Source organism: Kosakonia oryziphila (genome assembly GCF_900094795.1).
Taxonomy (GTDB): Bacteria; Pseudomonadota; Gammaproteobacteria; order Enterobacterales; family Enterobacteriaceae; genus Kosakonia; species Kosakonia oryziphila.
Genome location: NZ_FMBC01000012.1, coordinates 75,685 through 99,930, shown reverse-complemented (window position 1 = coordinate 99,930; position 24,246 = coordinate 75,685). Strand labels below are relative to the sequence as shown.

Below are 24,246 nucleotides of genomic sequence, written 5' to 3'. Positions count from 1 at the left end.
GTGTTTGTGTTCATCTGAGAGGTCCCTCCTTTCCAGCTTCCTCCCGTCCCGAGTCCTGTCCTTATCATTAATTCCTTCTGGAAATCAGACCAGTAATAGTAATTATTTGCGTAGCCAGTACTATAACTAAAGGCGCAGTAGGAATCAGTGGCGAAGGCATTCCATCCAACATTCACACCGGTCACACACACGTTAAACCACGAGGTGGTTTTCGGTCTGATATTTACAGTATTGAATTGTTCAACCCCGTCAGTATAGGTAAAGAACAGCTCTTTTGTTGTGTAGTCGAATTGTGCACTGGTAATAGTGAACGCAGCAAAACTGGATGTTGTGGCCATCAGGCAGAGTAAAGCAATTAGTAATTTCATTCGTTTCACAATGTTGTACATATTGTCAGGTTTCAGGACAGGAAAAGATAAGGCACGATTGATTACTGGTACTCCAGAGCAAAGGTTGCCGTGGCCGTAAATCCCCCTTCGACTATCCCCTGGCTGGCTCTGGCCTCCGGTTCTGCCTGCACATACGCCTGTAGGGCAATTACCATATTGCCCTGCGTTAGCGCCGTGGTGCTGCCCTGAATATTGAGCGGTAATGCCTGACCGCCTACCGTTTCCATCCCCACTGCTACTCCGCGGGCCACACTGCTGGCATCCAGCGCCAACAATCCTGGCAACTGCATACTCTCGGTGCCCATGAATGTCAGCTTGACTCCCGTTGCGACAGCCGTATCGCAGTCATCAAGATGCAACGAAAAAAGCTGTCCTGGGGTGCGCGTATTGGAATAAAGGTATTTATTAATCAGTGGACCAAAATTCAGCTCCATCGCCTCATCACCCGGGCGCAGGGAACAAGGCGCATTCACCAGCGCTCCCTTAAATTCGAGGTTCTCGACGGCTTGCACTGATTTGCAAAATAAAAACGAGCTGGCCAAAAGCAATGCCAGACCATTACGTGATAATACCTGTCCTCGCTTCATCAAACTGCTCCTATTGATATTCGGCCAGCAACGTCGCACGGGCAGTAAATGCCCCCGGATTTGGTGGCTGTGCTGGATCTGCCACTGGTACCGCCTGAATTGGCGGGATTTGACTTATAAACGTATTCAGATAAAACGGACTTCCATCAGTCAACTCCATGTGAATACCCAATCCCGGTATGTTGGTCTGAATCGCCGCATCATCAAAACTGGTGGCGGTACCCTGTATGCTCATCCGAACTATTCCGGCAGCGCTACAGTCGATCTGGTAAGGTACCGGCTTACTGTAGTTCACCCCATTAAGGTTGCGAATCACCAGGTTATCTCCGAAGTCCACTTCGATCAGTTCACCGTTACTGATAGTACAAGGCAGCGCCTCCACCAGACCGCCATGAAAATTCACCTGCACGGCATGTCCCAATTGGGTTATCAAACCCAACATGATCAGTCCTGTGGCTAACGCGACACGTTTTCTTTTCATTGGCCTTCCCTTACTGATAATCCACAACCAATGTCGACGCTGCGGTAAATGTCCCGCCACTTAAGCTGCCACCTTTGACCGGCACGGCCGTCAGCACCGGTCGTGCCGGGTCGATAAAATTGATCCAGGTATTTAACGGTAACTTTACGCCATCATTGCGGAGTTCTAAGCCCAGAGTGCTTTTGCTGGTACCGAGCACACTGGCATCAAACCCCGCCCCGCTCCCCTGAAATTGCAGTTTCAGCGTTGCGGAAGTCGCACCTGTGCAATCCAGTGTATAAACAATGGGTTGTTCGTAATTAATCCCGTCTATCCGCCCGGTTAACATGTCGGTGCCAAAATCCACTGAGATATCGTTGTTGCTGTTAATCACACAGGGCGGCGGCACGACCAGGGTACCGGTGAAGTTGACATCCACGGCCTGCACCGGTAATGCATTCCCCATTACGATCGCAAGGATCAGGGTGTGCCATAATCCAATGTTCTCTTTCATAACACCTCTACCAGCAGCGTTGCCGTACTGTTGAACACCCCTCCAGGCAGAATGGCCCCTGCCCGTTTAACCGGCACTGCACTGATGGCAGGTGGTGTGGCCGAATAGCTGAAGGAAAACCATTCCCCCGGCGCTAAAACATTGTTGTCCGGTTTCAATAACTTGATCCCCAAATCCGCAAAATTGGTTGCCAACACATTGGAATCAAAGCTGCTAACCGCCCCCTGGAATTGCAGACGCAGGTTCGATGGGTTACCGGTACAGTTCAGGGAAAACGGTACTGGCGTGGCATAGTTGTTGCCATCAATGCTGGTGGTCTGCAAGGCACTGCCAAAGTTCACATCAATCGCGGTATCGCCATTCACCAGACAACCAGGTCCCGTCATCACAATCCCTTTGATGGTTAGCGGAAGCTGGTTGCTGGCTTGTGCAGTAGTCAGACAAAACAGCATGCCGATAGCCATAAACCAAAGGCTCTTGTGAGCAAACTGTGCCTTAGGCCGATAAGCAAACATGATTGTTTCCCTTGTTTTCCCTTGTTTTTTCTTCACGGATACCCACCCGGCGCCTTCTGCCATAACATTGATAGCGAGTAATTATTTGTCGCGCTTGCTTACATCAACCTTGCAACTGTTACCACTACAACGGAAAGTTAATGCAGGCTGGCCACCGTAATCATTGATATATACCAGTACCGGAGTCGCCCCTAATGCCGCTGCACTGCCCCCCAGTTTGATACTCCCCTTAGGTGGCACCATTACTGGTTCGAAACCTTTAACCACATCACCTCCTTTCCTGGCACTGAAACCAATCAATGTCACAAAATACGGCGTTGGATTGTGGACGGTGTATTGGTCGCCATTTTTACTCAGCGTCAGTTGCTCCTGATAGGGAGTACCCTGCTGCTTAACCGCTGCTTCGGCCAGCGCAGCCGGACGATAAAACATTTTGATGCGCGTCTGCAGCGCTATCTGCAATACGTTTGATTTGTCACTTTTCGGCGGTATTTCCCGCAGGTTGAAGTAGAACAGTGATTCACGGTCCTGCGGCAACAAGTTGGCACCAGGAGTTGCCTGGATTTTTACCTGGGTCTGTCCTTTGGGTTCAATTCGTTGTACAGGAGGTAGCACGGTAAATGCACTGTTTCCCTCAAGCTTGACTCCGTGTTCATCCTCCAGCCACCCCTGAGCAAGATAGGGCAGTTCAGGGTTTTGGTTGCGTACGGTCAGACTGACTGACTTCTCATTTCCCGCAAATACCACGCGTGTCCGATCCAGTGAAATAGCTGCCAGAGAAGGCGTAGCCAGCATGGCTAACGCAACACCAGTCAGCAGACTCTTAACAAAAAATTTCTTCATTATCATTACCTACATTTTCCAAATGGACACCATCCCGGCAGGCTCAAAAGCCAGCAGACGAAGGGTCCTTTTACTGTTCAAAGATCTAATTTGCGACTGTTACTCTTTTCTACAAGGCAACAGAATGTTAGTGGTCATTTCCACTTTTATTTCATTCGGCAGCGTAATGCGGCACTGCTCGGCATTGTTCCAGCGCACGGTCATGACTTCACCCGGGTTGATACCGCTAAGGTAGACATTGCCCGCGTCATTGACTATGCCGGTTTCCTGCTGCTTAGCATTCACCACTGTGGCGCCGAACGGTGGAACCGAACCATCGGCCAGGCGTATGACCGCCATCGCCTTCTCCCCCGCTACCACTTCAAAATGGCGATAACCAATGGCTCCTTCGGTCAACGAACCTTGCTGTACTGAGTCGGTTGCCTGGGCGTTATCCGCCAGTTTGTCAACGTCGATACGTACACTGCTGCGGTGATAACTGTTTACATCCGCCACCACCGCTTTGCCGAAGATGTTGGAGTTAACTGTGTTGCCATAGCCACCCACGGGGACACCTGCAACACCATCGGTATCGATCAACATTCGTGTCCCGCCCATCCGGGATACGCGATGTAATGCGCCACCTTCACCTGTTAGGGTGGCGCCGCCCGACATGGACAACCCAACTGAGCTATACTGCCCCGAACGGTAACTGGCCATGCCATTCATCTGTGCCAACGTCCCGCGGTGTGAGTAATAGCCGCTGAAGTCGGCATCGCTATTCGACATACCTGCCCGGACCGTATAGTTGTCGGTATCACCAACGCGATCGGAGTAGTTGATCGAGTGGGTATTGGCACCTCCAGTGTAAGAACCGTTATAGCCCATCATGCCGCTGCTTCCCCATGGCATCGACAGTGACAGATACATGCCGTCATCCCTTATGTTGCTGAATTTGTTACGGTATGCCGTCAAAGACAGGTTAATGTTACGAAAGTGACCAATATCAAAATACCGTGCAACCGTCAGGTCATAACGGTCACTGGCCCCCTGGTTCCAGTAAGTCTGATGGCTGTAGTTCAGGTAGCCACTCATCGCCAAAGACTCGAACTGCTGGCTGAAGGACAGGGTATACATTTCCTTGCTACGGCCAGTACTTATCCCATTGCCATTGGGGTTATCTTTAGCACTCAGATAATCAGCCATCGACATAAAACCACTGTCGGAGAAGCGGTAACCAGCAAAGGTTACCTGGCTATTGGTATCATCAAAGCGCTTCGAATAACTCAGGCGGTAGGAATCTCCCTGTTGAGTTCCTTGCGATGGTAGCCAGGCCTTAGAGCGGGTTATGTCCGCAGATAAAGCGCCTAACACCATCAAATCACGGCCAATACCAAGTGACAGGGCTGAATAGTCATTGCCACCTAACCCACCACCGTACATTGACCAACCATTGCTTACGCCCCATGAGAACTCACCCGTAGCAAATGTTGGCCCAATAACTTTATGTTGTCCGTCAGTTGGGCGACCCGTCGCCAACTTGAAACGCACCTGCCCTGGTCTTGTCAGGTATGGAATGGTGGATGTATCCACCTGGAAGCGCTGCACGCTGCCATCGGCCTCTTCAACCTGTACATCCAGTGCACCAGATACCGCACTATCCAGATCCTGGATACGGAATGGCCCGGATGCGACCAGTACTTCCTTGAGTACTCTACCTTGCTGAGTTATTACTACTTTGGCATTACTACGTGCTACACCAGTGACCTCTGGCGCATAACCACGCAAGTTTGGAGGCAACATATTGTCGTCTGAGACCAGACTGCCCCCAGTGAAGCGAAAGCTGTCGAAAATGTCGGAATGCAGAAAATCTTCTCCCAGTGTCAGCCTGGCGCGCAGCGATGTGATCGCACGGTAGGATGTGAACTGCGTCCAGTCAAAACTGCGGGTATTCTCGTTTGCCGAATTGTTCTTGTGGTCGATTCTGGACTGCCAACTGGCGCGCAGACGCCACGGTCCCAGATTTGCCCCTGTCACCCCGTTACCGCTGAGGGTGTAATTCTGAGCACCTTCCTTGTTCTGTCGCTGAACCTGAGTATTCAGGTTGTAATCCAGAATAATGCCCGGTAGCCCTTCTTCCCAACGTGATGGTGGATCCCAGTTTGCATTACTGTATTCCAGAAATACCTGCGGGATACTGATATACAGAGTGCTGTTACCAAGATCCGCCCGGACCTGAAGCCCATTCAAGCTGGTCAGATCAAGGCACTGGTCTTGATGCCACCACATCAACCCCCGTTGTGCACCTGCGGTCAAACCAAACTGCTCCACTATCTCTTTACTCAGACACGCCTGACTACCTTTCGGGTCATCGTCAGGTGCCAGAAATGTAATCGGACGCGCTTGTTGCACCCTGTTATTCAGGCTGAGAGCAAGTTCATAAGTCCCAGGTAAAATAAAACCTTTATGCGAAAACTGGCCTAAATCAATATTGTCACGATCCTTGAGATCCAAGACATCCGTATTGAACTGGATATCTTCTGCCCGGGCCAGGCCCAGCATACCGAGCAATATACTGCTGCCCAGACTGACTTGGCACAAGATGGAAAACAGGGCGCGAGAAAAATAACGCACCATGAATAAAGCCTCTTTTGTTATAATTAATTCTGAACTGTATTGCTGGGTAGTAATCCATGGGTTTTCAAGTCTGTTGAAGGTACACAGAATTAAGATCTCTCCCCATACTGCTTCTTTATATTTTCGATATCTCAGCAAATAAAAAATTCAGAAAATCAAAATAAAAACATCATAAAATACATCAGTTGAAACACTTCTTAGTGCTTAATAAAACAATTCTATAACTTTAGAAAACAACCTACGGCAGAACTGCCGCAGGTTGTTTAGCACTACAAATAAACTTACTGGTAGGATAGTACGAAGTTAGTTGGAACCTGGAAACTACCCGGTTTAATCTCAGCACTTGCTCCGCCACCTTTCAGCGCCGCAGTAAAGCTTAGAGTATTGTTGGTGCCATTAGTCACAGTTTGAACCGAAGTTGGGGTATTCAACGTCACTTTTGCACCGTCTGCCTGAGAAATAAGAATGTAAGCACCTTCCGCAGTACCAATCAAACCCAGGCTGGTAGGGTCATATGAAGAAGCAGCACCAGTGAAAGTTACAGATACCTTATCTTTAGTACCTGCAGTAGTAATAACGCAGTCTTTCAGTTCAATGCTGAAAGGTTCGGGTTGAGATACACCAGTGTTACCATTATCTGCCAGAGCAAGACTAGAAATAGCGCCTAATGGGATGACCTGCTCCAATGAGCCTGGCTCGATAGAGCAAGGGGCATCAATGATTGAACCCGTGAAAGTGATTTTTCCTGCACCTTCGTTAGCTGCGTAAGCGTTGCTAGCTATCAGAGACATACCAATAATAATTGCAATTGCTTTAGCGTTCATGAAATCTGTTCCTATAAATAAAGGTTTTTCTTACTGAATCAAAAAAAGATGCTGTATCTTGCAGTTATGGTTAAAAATTTCCCTAAGACGTTTCCTTTGAGCACATCTAAATAATGTCATCAAAAAATATCGTCTTATAATTAAATAACGCCAACAAATTACAATAACTCATTAACATTTCTGTTTGCGACTTACACATCTGGTGGTGGCATTAGCAATTCGTGGCGACATTAGAACCATAAACTTACGGCCGCAATTATTCCTTCAGTTAAATCTGGTGTAAATAAGTCAAACCTTAAACTTGCACATAAGTGAAACTATATTACCTGCAACCCCGTGCTTATAATTATAAGGTTTTCCTTATGTACAGCAGATGCATTTTTATTGTATCCTTTACCAATGTATAAAGAAAAAAACATTGCTATAGCACATTCCTCATTGCAGGCTCCTCGTCTTTCAAGACTGTTACTTTGTCTTTTTGCAACTGCACTATTTTGTTGTATTTTTGGTGCATCATTTATTTATGTTTATTACTCTTTTAACAATACCATCTCAGATTTTCGTCGTCAGATGAATGGTGCTGCTTATAACGCTCAGCATTTCTTTTATGAACGCGAATACTTATTGCAATCAATGGCATCTGCCACTATTTTAGTGCCGGATAGTTTTCACTCTAAAAATGAGACAAAATCTTTTAATTCTCCGGAGCTGTCATTACTGCGGCTCAATAGTGATAGCCTTAATAATAACTATGGTGTCATGGTCACTCTCAAGGATCAGAAAAGGCTGGAATTAAAAAATGTACAACTTATTTACACATCTGTAGAAACCGGGAAAACAATCACAATATTACCAACTCATCATCAAGATAACGCACCGAAAATGCCGGTAGAAGTAGAGCATGAGATTATAGAGTTCTTGTCAACTCAAAAATGGGAAATAGGACATGATGGGAAATTGCCAATCGTCTGGTTTAGTTCCAGTAGCAATAAAGAGGAACGACTTTACCTTTTTACTCCAGTGGAAGCATCTACGCAAAAAACTGGTTGGTTGGGTCTCACTTTTTCCGATTTAAAATCCAGCATTGACCTGTCAACGCTTCAGGGGGGGAAATATGACTTTATAGATCCGCAAGGACGACTGCTAAATATATCTGGACTGAATAGAAATGACCTTGGCCATTTTATTGCCGATCCATTCGGTGTGGCTGGGGGGCGTTTAATTCCTGATTATTTAGTGTTGCAAAGAAACATCGGGCAAGGCGGTTGGAATTTGGTGTACTTTGTACCCGTTTCCGAGTTAATAAGAATTAACCTGCCGGTTTTTCAGACAGTAATTATTATTGTCACAATACTAACTGTATTAATTATCTTAAGTTTTTGTTATTTATCGCGAAAAGTTTTACAACCGGCCTTAAGTCAGTTCTCAGCATTAGTAGATAGCGAAGCGCTGAACAGAAAGCTGGTTGAAACAGCACCGGTAGGTTTAGCGATGGTACGCAAAAGAGATGGAGAACTCATATTTTTTAATGAGCTAGCACAAGCCTGGATTAAAAGCGACGAATCATGGTTTACGCGCATTGCTGAAAATAAAAAACCATCAATAATGGTTGAGTTTGTTTTGCAAGACGGGCGAGCAATTCAACTTAGTTACGCGCAGACCTTCTGGGGCGGAGAGGTTGCGTTTCTCTGTGTACTAAATGATATTTCCCGATTGAAAGATGTCGAAAGATCTTTGGTTGAGGCAAAAAAAGCAGCGGAGTCGGCTAATAAGGCGAAAACATTATTTCTTACAACAATGAGTCATGAAATACGCACACCTCTTTATGGTATAATGGGAACGTTGGAATTATTTTCACTTAGCGGCTTAAATGGGCAACAGAGTGAATATATGAAAACACTTTTGTTGTCGTCCTCAAGTTTACTTCGAATAGTTAATGACAGTCTTGATCTATCCACTATTGAGGCTGGTCGGCTTACGCTTGAAAAAAAGCCTTTTTCGCCTATGGAGCTTGCAGAGTTAGTAATAGAGACTTATGCCGCGAAGGCAGAGAATAAAGGTCTGAAAATTTATACTATCTCAGATACCAAAGTTCCTCATTATGTGTCGGGGGATGTCACACGGGTACGTCAAATATTGGATAACCTTGTTAATAATGCAGTTAAATTTACACTTTCAGGACATATCATACTACGAGTAAATGTTGTTCAATCTTTTGAAAAAAAGGTTCGTCTCGTTTTTAATGTTATTGATACTGGTATTGGAATTGCCTCAGATCATTTACCAAAATTATTTGATCCCTATTTTCGGTCAGGAAATAAATTCACTGATCCGGTATCTGGTTCAGGTCTTGGATTATCAATATGCTCTCGTCTTGCGCAACTCATGGGAGGTAAGTTATGGGCCATCAGCGAACCAGGTCTGGGTACCCGCTTTGCATTTGAGGTTGAATTACCTTTTGCTTATGATGACAACCTACCCTCATGGCCTGGCCTGTTGCCTGTGCCAGTATATGTTGATGGCGCGGTACGAGAAATCGTTTATAACCTCTGTAAGTGGTTACGTCGGTGGGGAGCCAAGGCTATACCCTACTGCAGCGCCACAAACCGTGACGTTCCGGTAGGGCTATTGATCCAAACCTGGCCACCATCGACACAAACATTAGATTTGAATTGCAGGCGAATAATTGCATTGCCTCCAACGCTCATTTATGAAAAAAAACTTGAAAATAATAACTTAATCACCGGTGCTTACAGCGTAATTGGCATTGGGAGATTAGTGCAATCCATACAGCAAAATTATGAGCAGGTGTCAGAGATTGCACCTTCACTAATGTCAGATAACTTTCGCTTAAGAGTGCTGGTTGTTGATGATAGTCCTATCAGTCGCATCATTTTACGTGACCAACTGGAGTTACTTGGGAATATTGTTGTGCTTGCCAAAAATGGAATAGAAGCAATTAATGTAGTTGACACCTTGAGATTTGACGCTGTGATAACTGATTTGCAGATGCCTTTTCTGGACGGGTATACGGTCGCGTACAAGTTGCGTAATAAAGGATACAAAGGGCAGATAATTGGTCTGTCTGGTAATACTGACCAAGAGCAAAAAGAAAGGGAAAAAGCCGTGGAAATGGACTACCTTTTGCGTAAACCTCTTTCGTTATCACAGTTACGTACTTTATTACATAATATTAATAAAAGCAGGAGTTAATTTTATGCAATCAAACTTCAAAGTGTTGATAATGGATGAACATTCGCAAGATATAATGAAATTATATACAATGCTGCATGCGACTGGCCTCTTTGATATCCGTATTGCCAGTAGTGCTACTGGAACAATAAACTTACTAGAAAATAATCATTTTCATTTGGCGATCATTGATATAAGCATGCCATATATGGATGGATTGCAGTTTATCAGGGAAATCACTAAACGACAGATGAATACCATGCTTGTCCTGACCAGCACACATTCACGAGGTCTAATGAATAGTATTAGTCTGGTTGCCAAAGAGCATGGCCTTGCTGTTATTGGAACTCTCAAGAAACCTTATGACGATGAAGCACTTAAGCGCCTGACGCTGCAAATCTGTTCAAGAAAAGTGGGCATTCCTCCCAGGAGGCATATATATGAGAATCCCTATCATGTATTTGATCAAAATATGGTTGAAAATAGCTTAAAAGAAGGGAGCATAAAGGCGTGGTTCCAACCCAAAATAGAGTTAAATAGTGGAAAAATTATTGGTGCAGAAGCTTTGGCTCGTTGGGAGCATTCGGAGTATGGCTTTATGCTGGCGGGTTCGTTTCTTGATGCAATACGTCTTTATAAGCTCCAAAAAAAGCTGTTATTTAAAATTTTGAATGATGCCCTTGATGCACATACGTACTGGCAACACAATGGATACTGTGTGCCGGTATCCGTCAATCTTCCAGTGCCTCTATTTGATGATGATCAACTTCCTGAAGAATTATTTCAGCAAGTCATTGCACGTGAAGTCGATCCAGCGAATATATGTTTTGAGCTGCTGGAAGATGAGGCAATTTCTCAGCCTTTAAATTATTATATGGGAATCAGCAACTTACGATTAAAAGGGTTCGGGTTGGCTCAGGATGACTTCGGTCGCGGCTATAACTCAATGTATAACCTTATCTCTTCCCCATTCACTGAAGTGAAGATTGATAAGGCGTTTATAAATGGTTTTGCTGGTGATGACGTTCGAGAGACCGCGCTGATTGCCTCAGTACAACTAGGTAAACAACTAGGTTTAACCGTTACCGTTGAAGGTGTTGAAACCATGCGTGACTTGCAGTTTATGCGGTGTATTGGGTGTGATTGTGCACAAGGGTTCTTGATCTCTTCTGCAGTCAGTGCAGAAGATTTTGGGGAGTTGTTGTCCTCAAAGACCAGTGAAATGTATTTTCATTCTTCCTCCACTTTTTAGGTGGCATCACTATGCAAGGGACGCCTTTCAGTAGAATTACTCACAGTACACGCAGGCAACACTTGTTGTTCTTCATTTTATTACCAATAGCAATACTGCTTGCGGTCGGTATGTACCTGGGTGCCAAGCGTGTCATTGAGCAGGAGCAGCGACGTTTCACACTCGATTTTTCGACATTAATTGGTTATCTCAATGAGCAAGAACTTTTTTTACACCAGTTGCAAAAGCAAAATGGTCGACTTGCTATAATTCCTTTACTGCGGGTTACAAGTTTTCATGAAGTTTCTTTGCCCGTTGACAGTAAATTTCATTTGTATGAAGGACGAGAAACAGAGGTTGACCTGCCCTTTACCCTGGCTTGCCAGGGTGAGGTTGACTGTGCCAGGTTATCCAGCAAAATTTTTTCACTAGGTGGCTACCTTTCGGCATTCTATTCATCTTTCTGGGCTACCTCCTATTTTCCTGCGGCCACCGTTTTCTTTGTTAATGAAAACGACAGTTTTAGCCTTGGAGTTCCCGCTGTAAATACAAATGAAGATTCTGAATCGATCAGCATTAAATTATATCTCTCCATTACCAATGCAGTGCGTCAAAAATTGCAAAGTATTAACCCAGAAAACTGCCAGAATAATGGAAGAGCAGATAAAATTATTTGGTTTAGAACACCGTCTTTACCTGATCAGGTTATCGGCCTTATTCCCGCTGGTTTTCCCCCGACTGTATGGAAGGGCACATCGCTCAAGCCCTCCTGTCTCTATGCAGCAACGCTATTGAATCGTTCGCAGACGGGTGTACTGGAACGAAAATTTAACCCTGCGCCTAAACATGTATTCTGGCTTCAATACAAGGGAAAAGCATGGGTATCCCATCGTGAACATGGGCTGTTGATAGGTGAAAATGAACCACCGAAGCTACTAAATCCGGGGCTAAATTACACTCTTAATGGATTGGTATTAAAAGTTACAGATAAAACTGATAACTGGACAGGTGTCTATCTGTTGAGTTATTCCAGCTTTTTCAGGAATAATCTTTGGTTGCCGCTTGGCACATTGCTGATAATAATAATTAGCATACTTGGTAGCACATTATATATGCGCTGGTATAATAGCCGAGTGATAAAACCAGCTCAGCAAGCACAACGAGATATACTTGAAAGCGAAGCATTCAACAGAACCTTAATTCAAACCGCGCCCATGGCTCTATGCATTATAGCCCGTGATAATGGTCACGTGGTATTTGCAAATCCTCTTGCCCTGGAATTAATGGGGGCCACGGCTGGTGAACCGCTACCAAAAACCAAAGCGATGACCGCCCTTCTTAAACAGATTAAGCACACTGTTAAAGATGGAACCATCGATCGGCTTGATATATCACCGGAAAGAACACTTTATGTTGCGTATGCGCCGACACGCTATATGCAACAGGACGTCATTCTTTGTATATTTGCGGATGTGAGTTCCCATGCGCAAATTGAGCGTAACCTTCTCAAAGCCAGAAAAGCGGCAGAAGAGGCTAATGAAGCAAAATCTACATTTTTGGCCACAATGAGTCATGAAATTCGCACTCCACTATATGGTGCTCTCGGGACTCTGGAACTACTTTCCCTGACTCAACTGACCCACCGACAACGTCAGTATGTTGATCGTATTGAAGATGCTTCCCAGATACTATTACAGATTATTAGTGATATTCTGGACATTAGTAAGATAGAAGCAGGACAACTCCAATTGGAGCAAACAACGTTCAACCCTCGAGAGTTGATTCAGAGCTGTACCGGTGCTTATGCAGGTATGGCATACCGTAAAGGATTGCTGCTTTTTTCAGTTATTGCTACCGATATTCCGCACAAAGTTATTGGCGACCCGACAAGGCTACGTCAAATTCTTAGTAACCTTATCAGTAATGCTATTAAGTTTACCGAAACTGGTTTTGTTATCGTGCGCTTGAATTTGTTAAATAACTCTTCATCTGAAGCGCACTTGTCACTTGAAGTATGTGACAGTGGCGTGGGCATCAGTAAGGAAAGGCAGGAAAAACTCTTTACGCCATTCTATCTTGCCAGCACGGAACACCATATTCTGGGCGGCGCAGGCCTGGGGCTTTCAATCTGTGCACGCCTGGCAGAGTTGATGAACACCAAAATTCAGCTCAAAAGTGAATCCATGCTGGGTAGTAAGTTTTTCTTTGAATTAAACCTCGTCACTGTAACGGATGAGGAACCCGTTGAACCTGAACTTAATCACGCAAAGATCTGGGTACGGACTCCCCATCCTGAATTAACCGCAAATATCTGCGGCTGGTTAAATAGTTGGGGAGCAAATACCACTGCGGTTGACACTATACCAAAAATATCTGATGAATCGTCAATCATGCTGGATATACTACATAGACCGCATAATGAAACCGTCGACTGGAATGGGCGATATCTGGCTCTTTTCTTATCCGGTGAGACTGGAACGTCAGAAATTGATGCATATAGTATCAGTAGCATAGGATTTGGTATTGACCATTTGATACATGATAAAGCTGCGATTCATCCTCCAAAAGCGGATATACACCGTTTTCATCTGCGCGTATTAGTTGCGGAAGATCACCCGCTTAACCGAATTACGTTGAAGGAACAACTGGAACAGCTTGGATGTGAAGTCACTCTGGCAGAGGATGGCGAAGAAGCATTAGCTCTCTGGGATATAACTCCATATGACATGGTGCTTACCGATGTAAACATGCCTTATATGAACGGTTATGAATTGGCCCGAAAACTCAGATCGGAAGGCGCGAGCCAGCCAATTATAGGTGTTACCGCTAATGCCATGCGAGACGAGGAGCAGAGATGTGTTGAATCCGGGATGAACGGTTGGTTAGTAAAACCTATTGAGTTACGTGAACTAGTTTCACTGTTGTGTCAGTATTCTTCATACGAACAAGATGCCTCTCAAAGCGACGTTCCCGCAGTTGAACCACAAGAACCTAATATTCTTACGAAACATCGGCGGTTATTTTTGCAAAGCATGTGGGAAGATTGGAAAATATTAGAATCCAGTATAGCGCAAAACAATTGCGAAGATATTTTAATGATACTACACAGAATGCGTGGAGCTCTGACATTGGCAAAACAACGGGAAATGTCATCGAGAATTGAGCTACTGGAGTTACAAATAAAATCATCAGGCCTGGATGAAACCTGTTTGGCCTGGGTTATTGCGGTAGCAAATGAAATTAATAATCTGCTTTGTCGTATTGAAGCAGAATCAATTTAACGAGGAAAAAATGAAAGCATTACATGTTGTTCTGTTGGACGACCATCAGGTTGTCCTGGCAGGCATGAAAGATTATCTTGATCAGGTGCCTGGTGTACAGGTCGATGCTACCTTTTCAACATCATCCGAACTAATCAATAATGTTCGCAAGCAAAAACCAGACGTTATTATCACAGATTACAGCATGCCAAAGGATGATGTATATACTGATGGCATGAAGCTTATTGCGTATCTTTTACGTACATTCCCGGATGTGAAAATTCTCGTCCTGACTATGATTTCAAATCAGATGATAGTGTCTGCACTCTACGATGCAGGTGTGACGGGAGTCATCTTTAAACAAGATAATCTTAGTGAGGTTTTATCAGCACTTATGGCAGTACGTGCAAACACAAGATATTATCCTCCATCGTTTAAAACCAATATGGGTGTTGACGAGCATGAGACAACTTTGCGTGATCGCATTAATAACCTGTCGCCCAGAGAATATGAAGTGTTACGTCATTTTGTTGCCGGTGAATCAATATCTCAAATCGCTGAAAAATTGAATCGCAGCGCCAAGACAGTTAGCATCCAAAAAAATGCGGCGATGAGAAAACTAAATGTTGATAACAACCAGGAATTAATTCGTTATTGTGTGGAAAATAATATTTTTGTCTGAACAGGCTGTGTAATTTGGGTGCAGTATAATCGCACTGCACCCACCTTCCCCCTTCCCTTTACTCCAGCGCCAGCAGTGCAAAACTGGCCAGCCAGTGGCCGCCGCTATAATGGCTCCCCACCACATGTTCCACGCTGGCCGCAAGATGGCGCTTCACGGCATCGGTTAATGCTTTCTGTCCGGGATGATTTTCCGGTAACGCCTTCGTGATATGTTTCATACACCAGGCGCGACTGAGGTTTAGCCCGTCAAGATGGGCAATTTTGGGATCGGTACGGTCACTGACTTCCGCCGGGTCCATTAGCGCCGCAATCGACGCCACATCCGGTAAGAATCCATCGAACCAGGCCGGAAAGTTTGTGACAACTTTACTCATTAACAGTGCTTCAGTCAGCGCGCCTGAAATATACTCATCGCCGCCTGGCTCATAGTGCGCAGGATACCGGGTGTCAGCCAGGTAATAGCGGTTTGCGGCCGCCAGAATAGCCTGTTCCAATGGCCGATCCGCAAGCGCGCGGGCATAATCCAGCGCCAGTGCCAGCGCAAACGCCGTGTTGTAATGCGTACCGACACGAATGGGATACGTCAACTTGCTAAGATAATCCACCAGCCGGTCGCGAATATCCAGGGTTAAAGGTTCCAGCATCTGATGCCAGCCTTGCGCCTGCGGCAGCGAAGAGTGCTTTAGCTCCTGAGCCAGTGCCAGTAGCCAGCCGTAGCCATATGGGCGCTCAAACGAGGCCCGAAACGGCGCGTTAAAATAGGCCAGTTCCTGCGCCACCTTCTCTTGCGTCAGGTGCTCATCAAAAAGCGCAGTGATCTCCTCTCTGCATGTCAAGTCCGGGTAGAGGCGCACGCAGCGCAGCAACAGCCAGTAACCATGTACTGCTGAATGCCAGTCAAAGCAGCCGTAAAAGATGGGATGCAGTTCCCGCGGCGGTAAGACATCCCCATCATCATTAAGCAAATGCATAATGTGATTCGGGTATTCCTGACGTAAATAAGTTAACGGCATACGGGCAAAGGCTTCAGCCTGATGTTGAGTTAATTGCATAACTGCTCCTTAAGTCATTGCCGCACTTAGCGAAATACGAGGAAATACATTAAGAACACGTTAACCGCCAGCAGGGTTAACGCCGTCGGGATCTGAATCTTAATGACCTGATATTTATCTTTCAGTTCCAGCAACGCGGCGGGGACAATATTAAAATTCGCGGCCATCGGCGTCATCAGCGTGCCGCAATATCCTGCGTACATACCAATTGCCAGCAAAGGAGCCGGATTTCCGTGATGCACGTTAATCAGGAATGGCAAGGCGATACCGGCACTCAATACCGGAAAAGCGGCGAAAGCGTTGCCCATAATCATGGTGAAAAGCGCCATGCCAATGCAGTAAATCACCACCAGCATGAAGCGGTTATCCGGGTTCACAAACAGGCTCACCACCTTTTGTACCGACTGCCCCGTATCGGCCACCACAAATACGCCGCCCAGCATGGCGAGCATTTGCGGCAGGATCACCGCCCAGCCAATGGTATCCACCAGACGTCGGGACTGGCGAATGGCATGCAGCGGCGTTCCGCGTGTCAGCCACCAGCCCGTCAGGATCGCTGCGACACAGGCGACGCATAAAGCAGCCAGCGTGAGTTGTTTCTGGTCGAGCAGATAAACGCCACCAACAGCAACGCCTTTCAGGAATAACGTACCGATTACTGTCACGACCGGGATCATCAGCGCCGGCAAGAAAAGCCAGTTTTTCAGGCGATTCGAGGAGGCAATGCGCTCAGCCTCGGTAGACATTTTGTAATGTCCTTTTCCAACCAGGCCAAACCCTGCAAGTAAGGCGATGGCAATAACGCAACCGCCAATAATTCGGTAGGCCAGCGATTTGCCCAGTTCCTGAACCATCAGATCGCCAAACAAGAAAATCCCGCCGAACAAAAACCAGAACAGCGCCGTCGTAAAGCGCTTAGGGTTGCCGCGATCCCGTAATGTCATGACAACCAGCAGCATCACGACAAAACCGATCAGGTAATAAACGCGGTTAATGGTCATCAACGTCATCATTGAACGATCTCCTGCGTGCCCTGCTCTGCTTTCCATGCCATCACGTCGCGACGGATGCTGGCATCCAGACGCAGCAAGCGCGTCATATGAATAATCAATGCCGAAAGCGCGGTGGGAATGGCCCATAAGCCGATATGCAGCGGTTCAATTCCCTGAATACCGTTTTCCTTCAGGAAAGCATCGATCAGTAACACCGCACCGAAGGCGATAAAGATATCTTCACCAAAGAAGACCGCAATGTTGTCACAGGCAGCAGCATGCGCTTTGATTTTGTCGCGGATATGCTGGGGTAATTCGCCATATTCATTTAACGCTGCGCCTTCGGCCATTGGTGCCAGCAGTGGACGAACCGTTTGTGCATGCCCACCAAGCGACATTAACCCCAGCGCCGCCGTTCCCTCACGCGCGACAAAATAGAGCATCAAAATACGTGCCGATGTTGCACTGGCAATCTTTGCCACCCAGGCCTGCGCACGCTCCTTCAGGCCATAATACTCCAGCAGCCCGATAACGGGCAGAATCAAAATAAAGGTGGCCAACGAGCGGCTGTTGACGAACTTTTCGCCAAAGGTTTCCAGCAGCATCCCGAAATCCATTCCCACTAACAACCCGGTACTCAGTCCTGCCACAACGACCACCAACAGCGGGTTGAAGCGCAGTGCAAAACCAATAACCACTATCGGTATGCCGATAAGTGGTAGCAGTGTAGAACCGTCCATAACGTTTACCCTATCTAAAGTGAGCGTTGCGCGCCGATGGCGATTTTTTTAATACTTCGTATTCAAACGAAGCGAGGTGCATTGCGGCGAGCGATGTTGTGTATTGCGACAGCCCTGCGGTGTTTGCAGAACCGGTATGAAAAGCTATATCTGAACCGCAAAAATATGTAAACGATTTATCAATAAAATGTTCTTATTTTATCGCTTTCAGTTTACATTTTTGCCTAAGAGTCCCCTCCTGTAAGGAACGTTATGAACTCAAAAAAAAGCGCCACATCAACAAATAGCGACGATATTGCGGATGCCCGTATCGTCTCTTCACGCCATCTGGTTTCCGAACGCTGCGCTGAATTATCGGAGCTGGAGTACGCATTGATCATGACCAGCAACGCCTTCAACAAATGGATGGTGCGCTGTATGACTGCGGCAGGTGAACCTGATATGGGGGCTTTTGATGTCTCACTTCTGCATCATGTGAATCATCGCAATCGCAAAAAAAAGCTGGCAGATATTTGTTTCGTCCTGAACGTAGAAGATACGCATGTAGTGACCTACGCCCTGAAAAAGCTGATCAAAGCAGGCTACGTGACGAGCGAAAAAGCCGGAAAGGAACTCTTTTTCTCCACGACTGCGGAAGGAAAAGCGTTATGCATGAAATACCGCGATGTGCGTGAAGCCTGCCTGATAAGTATCCATGCGGAAAGCGGGATCCCGGGACAATCCATTGGTGAAACGGCGCAGCTTTTACGCACTATCTCATCCCTTTACGATACGGCCGCCCGCACCGCCGCGTCGCTGTGAAACTGAGTGAGTCAGCGATTTATCACCTGCGAGGTGTCACCGGCAAAGAAACGCACCACGTTATCGAAAGCCGTTTTGAAATATAACTCGTAGCTGGTTGCTTCCACATAACCCAGATGCGGCGTACAGAGCACATTCGGCATTTCCAGATAAGGGTTATGCGTATTGTATACAGGCTCTTGTTCGTAGACGTCCAGCGCGGCATATCCTGGGCGCCCCTGGCATAGCGCGTGATAAAGCGCGCCTTCGGCCACCAGTTCTGCACGGCTGGTATTAACGAATAACGCATCCGTTTTCATCAGCGCGAGGTCGGCAGACGTAATATTACCTTCCGTTTGCGCCACCAAACGCTGATGCACTGTAATCACATCGGAGGTTGCAAAAAAGTGCTCGCGATTTTCCGCTACCCGCAGCCCGGCGGCATGAGCCTCTTGTCTGGCTCGTTCGCTTCCCCATACCTGAACCTGCATATCAAATGCTTGCGCATAGCTGGCAATTCGCTTACCGATTTTGCCGTATCCGAGGATCCCTAAAACCTGCTTATTCACCGCCGATCCGATTTCCGTTTGCCAGCGCCCCTCTTTCATGGCGTTCACCGAAGAGACGAGTTTTCTTCTGGATGCCATAATCAATAGCCACGTTAATTCAGCGGGAGCCACTGGAGAACCGACACCTTCGACGATGGCGACACCAGCTCGCGTGCAGACGTCAATATCCACATTTCTTGCCAGCTTACCGGTTTGACTAATTAACTTCAGATTCGGTGTGCGGCGCAAAAATGCTTCATCAACAACGGTTCTTTCCCGGATAAGGATTAATGCCTGGGCGCTGAACAACGCGCTCTCTGCCTGCGGCTCTTTGCTTAAATCGCCGAGCGCAGAACAATGGAATTGATCATTCTGCCGCAGAAAACGGAGCTGTTGCGTAGCGAGCTGATAGTCGTCCGGAATTAACACCTGAATAGCCATTTTTGCCCTCTCGATTAAGCGTCTGACGCTTTCCTGCCCGTCACAGCGGGCTCTTATCTCGCCTGTTCCTTTATTGCCGGAATGGGCGAATTGCCACTGGATAGATCGATATCAACATACCCACCCGAGCAATACTACAAAATATTCTGGCCGCATAACTACGCAACCCTTTGAGGCCTTAAATGTTTTCCGCTTTACTCTTCAGGAATCCACGCGCTTGCCTGTTGATCCTTATGCTGCTGCTGATGAATATCGCAGCCTGGGGCTGGGCATTTTTTACCTTTGGCGACAGCGCCTCGCTGATGGCGGCAAGCCTGCTGGCATGGTGCTACGGCTTACGCCATGCGGTGGATGCCGACCACATCGCCGCCATCGATAATGTCACGCGTAAAATGATGCAGCACGGGAAAAGATCGTGCAGCGTCGGCACTTGGTTTTCACTGGGGCACTCCACGATTGTTATCCTCGCTACCATTGCCATTGCGGCAACCGCCACGGCGTTTCGCCATCACATGGCGTGGTTGCATAAAACCGGCGGCGTGATTGGCACCAGCGTATCGGCTTTTTTTCTGATTATTATCGCGCTGGTGAATTTACTTATTCTCAGTAACGTCTGGCGCACTTTCCGGCAATTCAAAAACGGCGACAAATCACTTCCCGAAGAAACCATTGCATCCGGCGGAATAATGAGCTGGATCTTTCACCGGACATTCCGCCTGGTGTCACAAAGCTGGCATATGTACCTTGTTGGTTTCTTATTCGGCCTGGGGTTTGATACCGCCACTGAAATTGGCGTACTGGGTATTTCCACCGCCGGAGCGTCAAATGGTATGTCGGTGTGGTCTATTCTGGTCTTTCCGGCTCTCTTTACCAGCGGTATGGCGTTAATCGATACTCTGGATAATATCCTGATGGTCGAAGCCTATGGCTGGGCATTCAGCAAGCCGCAACGTAAACTCTATTATAATATGACCATCACCGGCACATCGGTTATTGTCGCGTTATTTATTGGCGGCAGCGAAGCGCTGGGATTAATTATGGATAAGCTTGATTTACATGGCAAATTCTGGGATATCATCACCGTGATGAACGATAACCTGAGTAATGCCGGGTTCTTCGTGATCGGATTGTTTATTCTCTGCTGGCTGCTTTCTGTACTTAACTACCGGTGGAAGGGTTACGATACCCTTTTTACGGATCAACAAACGCCGCTGTAAACAGAAAATTTCACCCATCAGAAAGTCTACGATGTGATAAACCCCGAGCACTGGAATATGCCGGGCAATTAAAAGCCGAAAAAAAAGCCGACAGCATATTGTCGGCTTTTAATATCGCATTACACATTAAGCATTAAGCAGTTGCTCGCCGCAGGCTTTTACGCTTGCCAGCAGAACTTTAACGTCCTGTAGACACACCGTCGGGTTCAGCAGCGTCAGCTTCAGGCAGGTGATGCCATCAGCTTCCGTTACCCCAACGTTAGCCGCCCCGGAGGCCAGCAACGCATCGCCAATGCGCTGGTTCAGCAACGCAACAGCGGACATATCATCGCTTTGCGGACGGAAACGGAACAACACACTGGCAAGCTGCGGTTGCATCACCAGCTCCAGTTGCGGCTCCTGCGCGACAAATTCTGCCACCTGCTGCGCCAGCATTACGCCATTATCAATGATTTCGGCGTACTGCTTTTTACCCAGCGCTTCAAGGCCCATCCACAGTTTCAGCGCATCGAAACGACGGGTGGTTTGCAGTGATTTCGATACCAGGTTCGGTACACCGTGCTCTTCGTCAAAGTCCGAGTTCAGGTAAGCCGCCTGGTAACGCATCAGTTGATAGTGACGTGGATCTTTCAGCAAGAACGCGCCACAGCTAATGGTCTGGAAGAACTGCTTGTGGAAATCAAGCGTTACGGAATCCGCTAACTCAAGGCCGTTCAGGTAATGACGGAATTTCTCTGACAGCAGCAGCGCGCCGCCCCAGGCTGCATCCACGTGCATCCAGGTCTGGTATTCTGCCGCCAGCGCAGCAATCTCCGCTAACGGATCGATAGCCCCGGCGTCGGTAGTGCCAGCGGTCGCAACGATCGCCAGAACCTGTTCGCCGTTCGCTTTCGCCTGCGCCAGCTTCGCCGCCAGATCGTTGAGATCCATACGGGAGAACGCATCCGTCTTAACCAGCGTTACGGAGCGATAACCCAGCCCCATCAGCGCCATATTTTTCTGCACGGAGAAGTGGGCATTTTCAGAGCATAATACTTTGATTTTGCTCAGATCGCCTGTTAACCCATCCTGCTGAACAGAGTGGCCCTGGCGCGCAAAAAACGCATCGCGAGCCAGCATCAACCCCATCAGGTTGCTCTGGGTGCCGCCGCTGGTGAAAACCCCGGCATCGCCCGGCTGGTAACCCACCTGGGCGCGCAACCATTCAATCAGCTTGATCTCAATGATAGTGGCTGAAGGGCTTTGATCCCACGAGTCCATGCTCTGGTTAGTGGCGTTGATCAACACTTCCGCCGCCTGGCTGATCACCAGGCTCGGGCAGTGCAGATGCGCAACACACTGCGGGTGATGCACAGAAAGACTATCTTTCAGGAAGTACTCAACGGCGCGCTCAATCGCGGCCTGGTTACCCAGGCCCTGAGAGGTAAATTCTAAATTGATGCGCTCACGCAACTGCTCAACCGTTTTGCCCTGATACATCTCAGGTTGTTTCAGCCACTGCACAACTGCTTTTGTGCTCTGCTCAATGGCGTCCTGATAGGCGGCAATACTTTGCGCAGAACCTGAAAGAATCGGATTTACATCAGACATTCAATTGCTCCGATTAAACAGGCTTAACGCCGGCTGCCAACAACGCGTTCTCAAACTTGTCGAGGAAGATTTCCAGCTCGTCATTACTGATCAGCAGCGATGGCAGTAGACGCAACACGCAACCGTTACGGCCGCCACGCTCCAGAATCAGACCATTTTCGAAACATTTTTTCTGTAGCAGCGCAGAAAGCTCACCGTCAGCCGGGTAGCAGCCCATATGATCCTGCGCTTCATTCGGCTTGACGATTTCAATGCCAATCATCAGACCCAGACCGCGCACGTGACCGATAACCGGGAAACGTTTTTGCAGCTCAGCCAGTTTTTCTTTCAGCCAGACACCCTGCGCTGCCACTTTGTCGGCAATATGGTCGTCTTTCAGGATTTTCAGCGTCGTCAGACCGGTCGCCATCGCCAGTTGGTTGCCGCGGAACGTTCCTGTGTGGTGACCCGGCGCCCATGCGTCGAACTGTTTTTTGATACCCAGCACGGCCAGCGGCAAACCGCCGCCAACAGCTTTAGACATCACAATGATATCCGGCTCGATACCGGCGTGCTCGAAGGCAAACAGTTTACCGGTACGGGCAAAGCCCGCCTGCACTTCGTCAATGATCAGGACAATGCCATGTTCCTGCGTCACTTTACGGATGCGCTGTAACCACTCGACCGGCGCCGGGTTCACGCCGCCCTCGCCCTGCACGGCTTCGAGGATCACCGCAGCCGGTTTACGCACGCCGCTTTCAACATCGTTGATCAGGTTTTCAAAGTAGTAGGTTAATGCTTTCACGCCAGCTTCGCCGCCGATACCCAGCGGGCAGCGGTATTCGTTCGGGTAAGGCATAAACTGCACTTCCGGCATCATGCCGTTAACCGCTTCTTTCGGTGACAAGTTACCGGTTACCGCCAGTGCGCCATGGGTCATACCATGATAGCCGCCGGAGAAGCTGATCACGCCGGAACGGCCGGTCACTTTTTTCGCCAGTTTCAGCGCGGCTTCAACCGCATCCGCACCGGAAGGCCCGGTGAATTGCAGGCAATACTCTTTGCCCTGGCCCGGCAGCAGTGACAACAGATAAGCGGAGAACTCATCTTTTAACGGCGTGGTCAGATCCAGTGTATGTAACGGTAAGCCACTGGTAATGACACTTTGGATGCTTTGCAGAACTTCAGGATGGTTATGACCCAGAGCCATGGTTCCTGCACCTGCGAGGCAGTCAAGGTATTGATTATTTTCGACATCGGTGATCCAGACGCCCTGCGCTTTAGCAATTGCCAGAGGCAATTTACGCGGATAGCTCCTTACATTGGATTCAAACTCGGCTTGTCGTGCCAGGAAGGTTTCATTGTTCTGAGGTAATGAATTTGCATTCAAAGTATCAATACGGACTTTATCCGTCATCATATCACTCCTACAACCAGCGCGATGTTTCACCCTGATTGAATAATGGTTTATGGGATTAGCTTGAAAAAAACGCGGCTAATATATGTTTTTTTAACGCCGGACTCAATCTTTTATTTTTAAAGGCATTTATCAAAAATTTTCTTTAAAATCAATAACAAAAATTATGCCTGCGCAGAATTTGCGTTACTCCAATTGTAAGCAATTCTGTTACAAATACCAAAGCGGAGCGCCAACAAAGGATTAAAGACCTGGAATAAGCGCTCTGCGTGCTGACTTTTTATCCTGTAAAGCACACTATCACCATTAATAACGGCGAAAATTAACGGCTAACGCGTTATTTTTCAGTTCTGGTGCATAAAACGTAAGGAAAAT

The 24,246-nt window shown here is 47.3% G+C and carries 20 protein-coding genes; 6 read left to right on the top strand and 14 right to left on the bottom strand.

Going from position 1 to position 24,246, the window contains the following annotated elements; genetic code table 11:
* From GA0061070_RS25320 to GA0061070_RS07960, 8 genes are all read right to left on the bottom strand, one after another.
* The coding region (locus tag GA0061070_RS25320; protein ID WP_208598161.1) for a hypothetical protein at positions 1-368 on the bottom strand (368 nt) is incomplete at its 3' end.
* Positions 369-430: 62 nt separating this feature from the next.
* On the bottom strand, positions 431-976 hold the full coding sequence (locus tag GA0061070_RS07990; protein ID WP_090135133.1) for a fimbrial protein: 546 nt from the start codon (positions 974-976) through the stop codon (positions 431-433).
* A gap of 10 nt (positions 977-986) precedes the next feature.
* Complete coding sequence (locus GA0061070_RS07985) at positions 987-1,457, bottom strand: fimbrial protein (protein ID WP_090135131.1); 471 nt, start codon at positions 1,455-1,457, stop codon at positions 987-989.
* 10 nt (positions 1,458-1,467) lie between these two features.
* The gene (locus tag GA0061070_RS07980) at positions 1,468-1,950 is read right to left on the bottom strand and encodes a fimbrial protein (RefSeq protein ID WP_244153061.1); all 483 of its coding nucleotides are present in this window, start codon (positions 1,948-1,950) and stop codon (positions 1,468-1,470) included.
* Entirely contained in the window at positions 1,947-2,465 is a 519-nt protein-coding gene (locus GA0061070_RS07975) for a fimbrial protein (RefSeq protein WP_167353553.1), read from the bottom strand. Before GA0061070_RS07975 ends, GA0061070_RS07980 begins: the two co-directional genes overlap by 4 nt.
* An 81-nt stretch (positions 2,466-2,546) precedes the next feature.
* Entirely contained in the window at positions 2,547-3,308 is a 762-nt protein-coding gene (locus GA0061070_RS07970; RefSeq protein ID WP_090135128.1) for a fimbria/pilus periplasmic chaperone, read from the bottom strand.
* A gap of 99 nt (positions 3,309-3,407) precedes the next feature.
* A complete protein-coding gene (locus GA0061070_RS07965; protein WP_244153060.1) occupies positions 3,408-5,849 on the bottom strand; it encodes an outer membrane usher protein in 2,442 nt (813 codons plus the stop codon).
* Between the two features lie 356 nt (positions 5,850-6,205).
* Positions 6,206-6,748: a fimbrial protein gene (locus GA0061070_RS07960; protein WP_090135125.1), complete on the bottom strand. Its 543-nt coding sequence runs from the start codon at positions 6,746-6,748 to the stop codon at positions 6,206-6,208.
* Positions 6,749-7,147: 399 nt separating this feature from the next.
* Between GA0061070_RS07960 and GA0061070_RS07955 the strand changes: the two genes are divergently transcribed.
* The 4 genes from GA0061070_RS07955 (at position 7,148) to GA0061070_RS07940 (ending at position 15,113) form a co-directional block, all read left to right on the top strand.
* Positions 7,148-9,961, top strand: a complete 2,814-nt coding sequence (locus tag GA0061070_RS07955; protein WP_090135123.1) for an ATP-binding protein — start codon at positions 7,148-7,150, stop codon at positions 9,959-9,961.
* A gap of 4 nt (positions 9,962-9,965) precedes the next feature.
* A complete protein-coding gene (locus GA0061070_RS07950) occupies positions 9,966-11,192 on the top strand; it encodes an EAL domain-containing response regulator (protein ID WP_090135121.1) in 1,227 nt (408 codons plus the stop codon).
* 65 nt (positions 11,193-11,257) lie between these two features.
* Positions 11,258-14,452: a response regulator gene (locus GA0061070_RS07945; protein WP_167353552.1), complete on the top strand. Its 3,195-nt coding sequence runs from the start codon at positions 11,258-11,260 to the stop codon at positions 14,450-14,452.
* 10 nt (positions 14,453-14,462) lie between these two features.
* The gene (locus GA0061070_RS07940; protein WP_090135117.1) at positions 14,463-15,113 is read left to right on the top strand and encodes a response regulator; all 651 of its coding nucleotides are present in this window, start codon (positions 14,463-14,465) and stop codon (positions 15,111-15,113) included.
* A 58-nt stretch (positions 15,114-15,171) separates the two neighbouring features.
* Here the strand turns inward: GA0061070_RS07940 and GA0061070_RS07935 are convergent, their stop codons facing one another.
* Genes GA0061070_RS07935 through GA0061070_RS07925 form a run of 3 tightly spaced genes read right to left on the bottom strand, consistent with a single transcriptional unit; the run spans position 15,172 to position 17,899 of the window.
* Positions 15,172-16,167 (bottom strand): DUF2891 domain-containing protein, encoded by a 996-nt coding sequence (locus tag GA0061070_RS07935; RefSeq protein ID WP_090135115.1) that lies wholly within the window; start codon positions 16,165-16,167, stop codon positions 15,172-15,174.
* 26 nt (positions 16,168-16,193) lie between these two features.
* A complete protein-coding gene (locus tag GA0061070_RS07930) occupies positions 16,194-17,180 on the bottom strand; it encodes a DUF979 domain-containing protein (RefSeq protein ID WP_090135113.1) in 987 nt (328 codons plus the stop codon).
* The gene (locus GA0061070_RS07925) at positions 17,177-17,899 is read right to left on the bottom strand and encodes a DUF969 domain-containing protein (RefSeq protein ID WP_090135111.1); all 723 of its coding nucleotides are present in this window, start codon (positions 17,897-17,899) and stop codon (positions 17,177-17,179) included. The genes GA0061070_RS07930 and GA0061070_RS07925 overlap by 4 nt, the downstream gene beginning before the upstream one ends.
* 252 nt (positions 17,900-18,151) lie before the next feature.
* Between GA0061070_RS07925 and GA0061070_RS07920 the strand changes: the two genes are divergently transcribed.
* The gene (locus GA0061070_RS07920) at positions 18,152-18,700 is read left to right on the top strand and encodes a winged helix DNA-binding protein (RefSeq protein WP_090135110.1); all 549 of its coding nucleotides are present in this window, start codon (positions 18,152-18,154) and stop codon (positions 18,698-18,700) included.
* Positions 18,701-18,711: 11 nt separating this feature from the next.
* Here the strand turns inward: GA0061070_RS07920 and GA0061070_RS07915 are convergent, their stop codons facing one another.
* On the bottom strand, positions 18,712-19,668 hold the full coding sequence (locus GA0061070_RS07915) for a D-2-hydroxyacid dehydrogenase family protein (protein ID WP_090135108.1): 957 nt from the start codon (positions 19,666-19,668) through the stop codon (positions 18,712-18,714).
* A gap of 182 nt (positions 19,669-19,850) precedes the next feature.
* Here GA0061070_RS07915 and GA0061070_RS07910 point away from each other — a divergent pair, with 182 nt between their 5' ends.
* Complete coding sequence (locus GA0061070_RS07910) at positions 19,851-20,885, top strand: HoxN/HupN/NixA family nickel/cobalt transporter (RefSeq protein ID WP_090135106.1); 1,035 nt, start codon at positions 19,851-19,853, stop codon at positions 20,883-20,885.
* 126 nt (positions 20,886-21,011) lie between these two features.
* Here the strand turns inward: GA0061070_RS07910 and GA0061070_RS07905 are convergent, their stop codons facing one another.
* Positions 21,012-22,475 carry a pyridoxal phosphate-dependent decarboxylase family protein gene (locus GA0061070_RS07905; protein ID WP_090135104.1) on the bottom strand — a complete coding sequence of 488 codons (1,464 nt, stop codon included), beginning with the start codon at positions 22,473-22,475 and terminating at the stop codon, positions 21,012-21,014.
* A 13-nt stretch (positions 22,476-22,488) separates the two neighbouring features.
* Entirely contained in the window at positions 22,489-23,871 is a 1,383-nt protein-coding gene (locus GA0061070_RS07900) for a diaminobutyrate--2-oxoglutarate transaminase (protein ID WP_208598162.1), read from the bottom strand.
* Positions 23,872-24,246 lie beyond the last annotated feature (375 nt).

Excerpts from the sequence above, each read along its gene's own strand:
- GA0061070_RS07985 (WP_090135131.1), bottom strand. The coding sequence starts at position 1,457 with ATGAAAAGAAAACGTGTCGCGTTAGCCACAGGACTGATCATGTTGGGT.
- GA0061070_RS07975 (WP_167353553.1), bottom strand. The coding sequence starts at position 2,465 with ATGTTTGCTTATCGGCCTAAGGCACAGTTTGCTCACAAGAGCCTTTGG.
- GA0061070_RS07930 (WP_090135113.1), bottom strand. The coding sequence starts at position 17,180 with ATGATGACGTTGATGACCATTAACCGCGTTTATTACCTGATCGGTTTT.
- GA0061070_RS07970 (WP_090135128.1), bottom strand. The coding sequence starts at position 3,308 with ATGAAGAAATTTTTTGTTAAGAGTCTGCTGACTGGTGTTGCGTTAGCC.
- GA0061070_RS07905 (WP_090135104.1), bottom strand. The coding sequence starts at position 22,475 with ATGTCTGATGTAAATCCGATTCTTTCAGGTTCTGCGCAAAGTATTGCC.
- GA0061070_RS07960 (WP_090135125.1), bottom strand. The coding sequence starts at position 6,748 with ATGAACGCTAAAGCAATTGCAATTATTATTGGTATGTCTCTGATAGCT.
- GA0061070_RS07900 (WP_208598162.1), bottom strand. The coding sequence starts at position 23,871 with ATGACGGATAAAGTCCGTATTGATACTTTGAATGCAAATTCATTACCT.
- GA0061070_RS07940 (WP_090135117.1), top strand. The coding sequence starts at position 14,463 with ATGAAAGCATTACATGTTGTTCTGTTGGACGACCATCAGGTTGTCCTG.
- GA0061070_RS07990 (WP_090135133.1), bottom strand. The coding sequence starts at position 976 with ATGAAGCGAGGACAGGTATTATCACGTAATGGTCTGGCATTGCTTTTG.
- GA0061070_RS07955 (WP_090135123.1), top strand. The coding sequence starts at position 7,148 with ATGTATAAAGAAAAAAACATTGCTATAGCACATTCCTCATTGCAGGCT.
- GA0061070_RS07910 (WP_090135106.1), top strand. The coding sequence starts at position 19,851 with ATGTTTTCCGCTTTACTCTTCAGGAATCCACGCGCTTGCCTGTTGATC.
- GA0061070_RS07935 (WP_090135115.1), bottom strand. The coding sequence starts at position 16,167 with ATGCAATTAACTCAACATCAGGCTGAAGCCTTTGCCCGTATGCCGTTA.
- GA0061070_RS07925 (WP_090135111.1), bottom strand. The coding sequence starts at position 17,899 with ATGGACGGTTCTACACTGCTACCACTTATCGGCATACCGATAGTGGTT.
- GA0061070_RS07965 (WP_244153060.1), bottom strand. The coding sequence starts at position 5,849 with ATGCTGGGCCTGGCCCGGGCAGAAGATATCCAGTTCAATACGGATGTC.
- GA0061070_RS07915 (WP_090135108.1), bottom strand. The coding sequence starts at position 19,668 with ATGGCTATTCAGGTGTTAATTCCGGACGACTATCAGCTCGCTACGCAA.
- GA0061070_RS07950 (WP_090135121.1), top strand. The coding sequence starts at position 9,966 with ATGCAATCAAACTTCAAAGTGTTGATAATGGATGAACATTCGCAAGAT.
- GA0061070_RS07980 (WP_244153061.1), bottom strand. The coding sequence starts at position 1,950 with ATGAAAGAGAACATTGGATTATGGCACACCCTGATCCTTGCGATCGTA.
- GA0061070_RS07920 (WP_090135110.1), top strand. The coding sequence starts at position 18,152 with ATGAACTCAAAAAAAAGCGCCACATCAACAAATAGCGACGATATTGCG.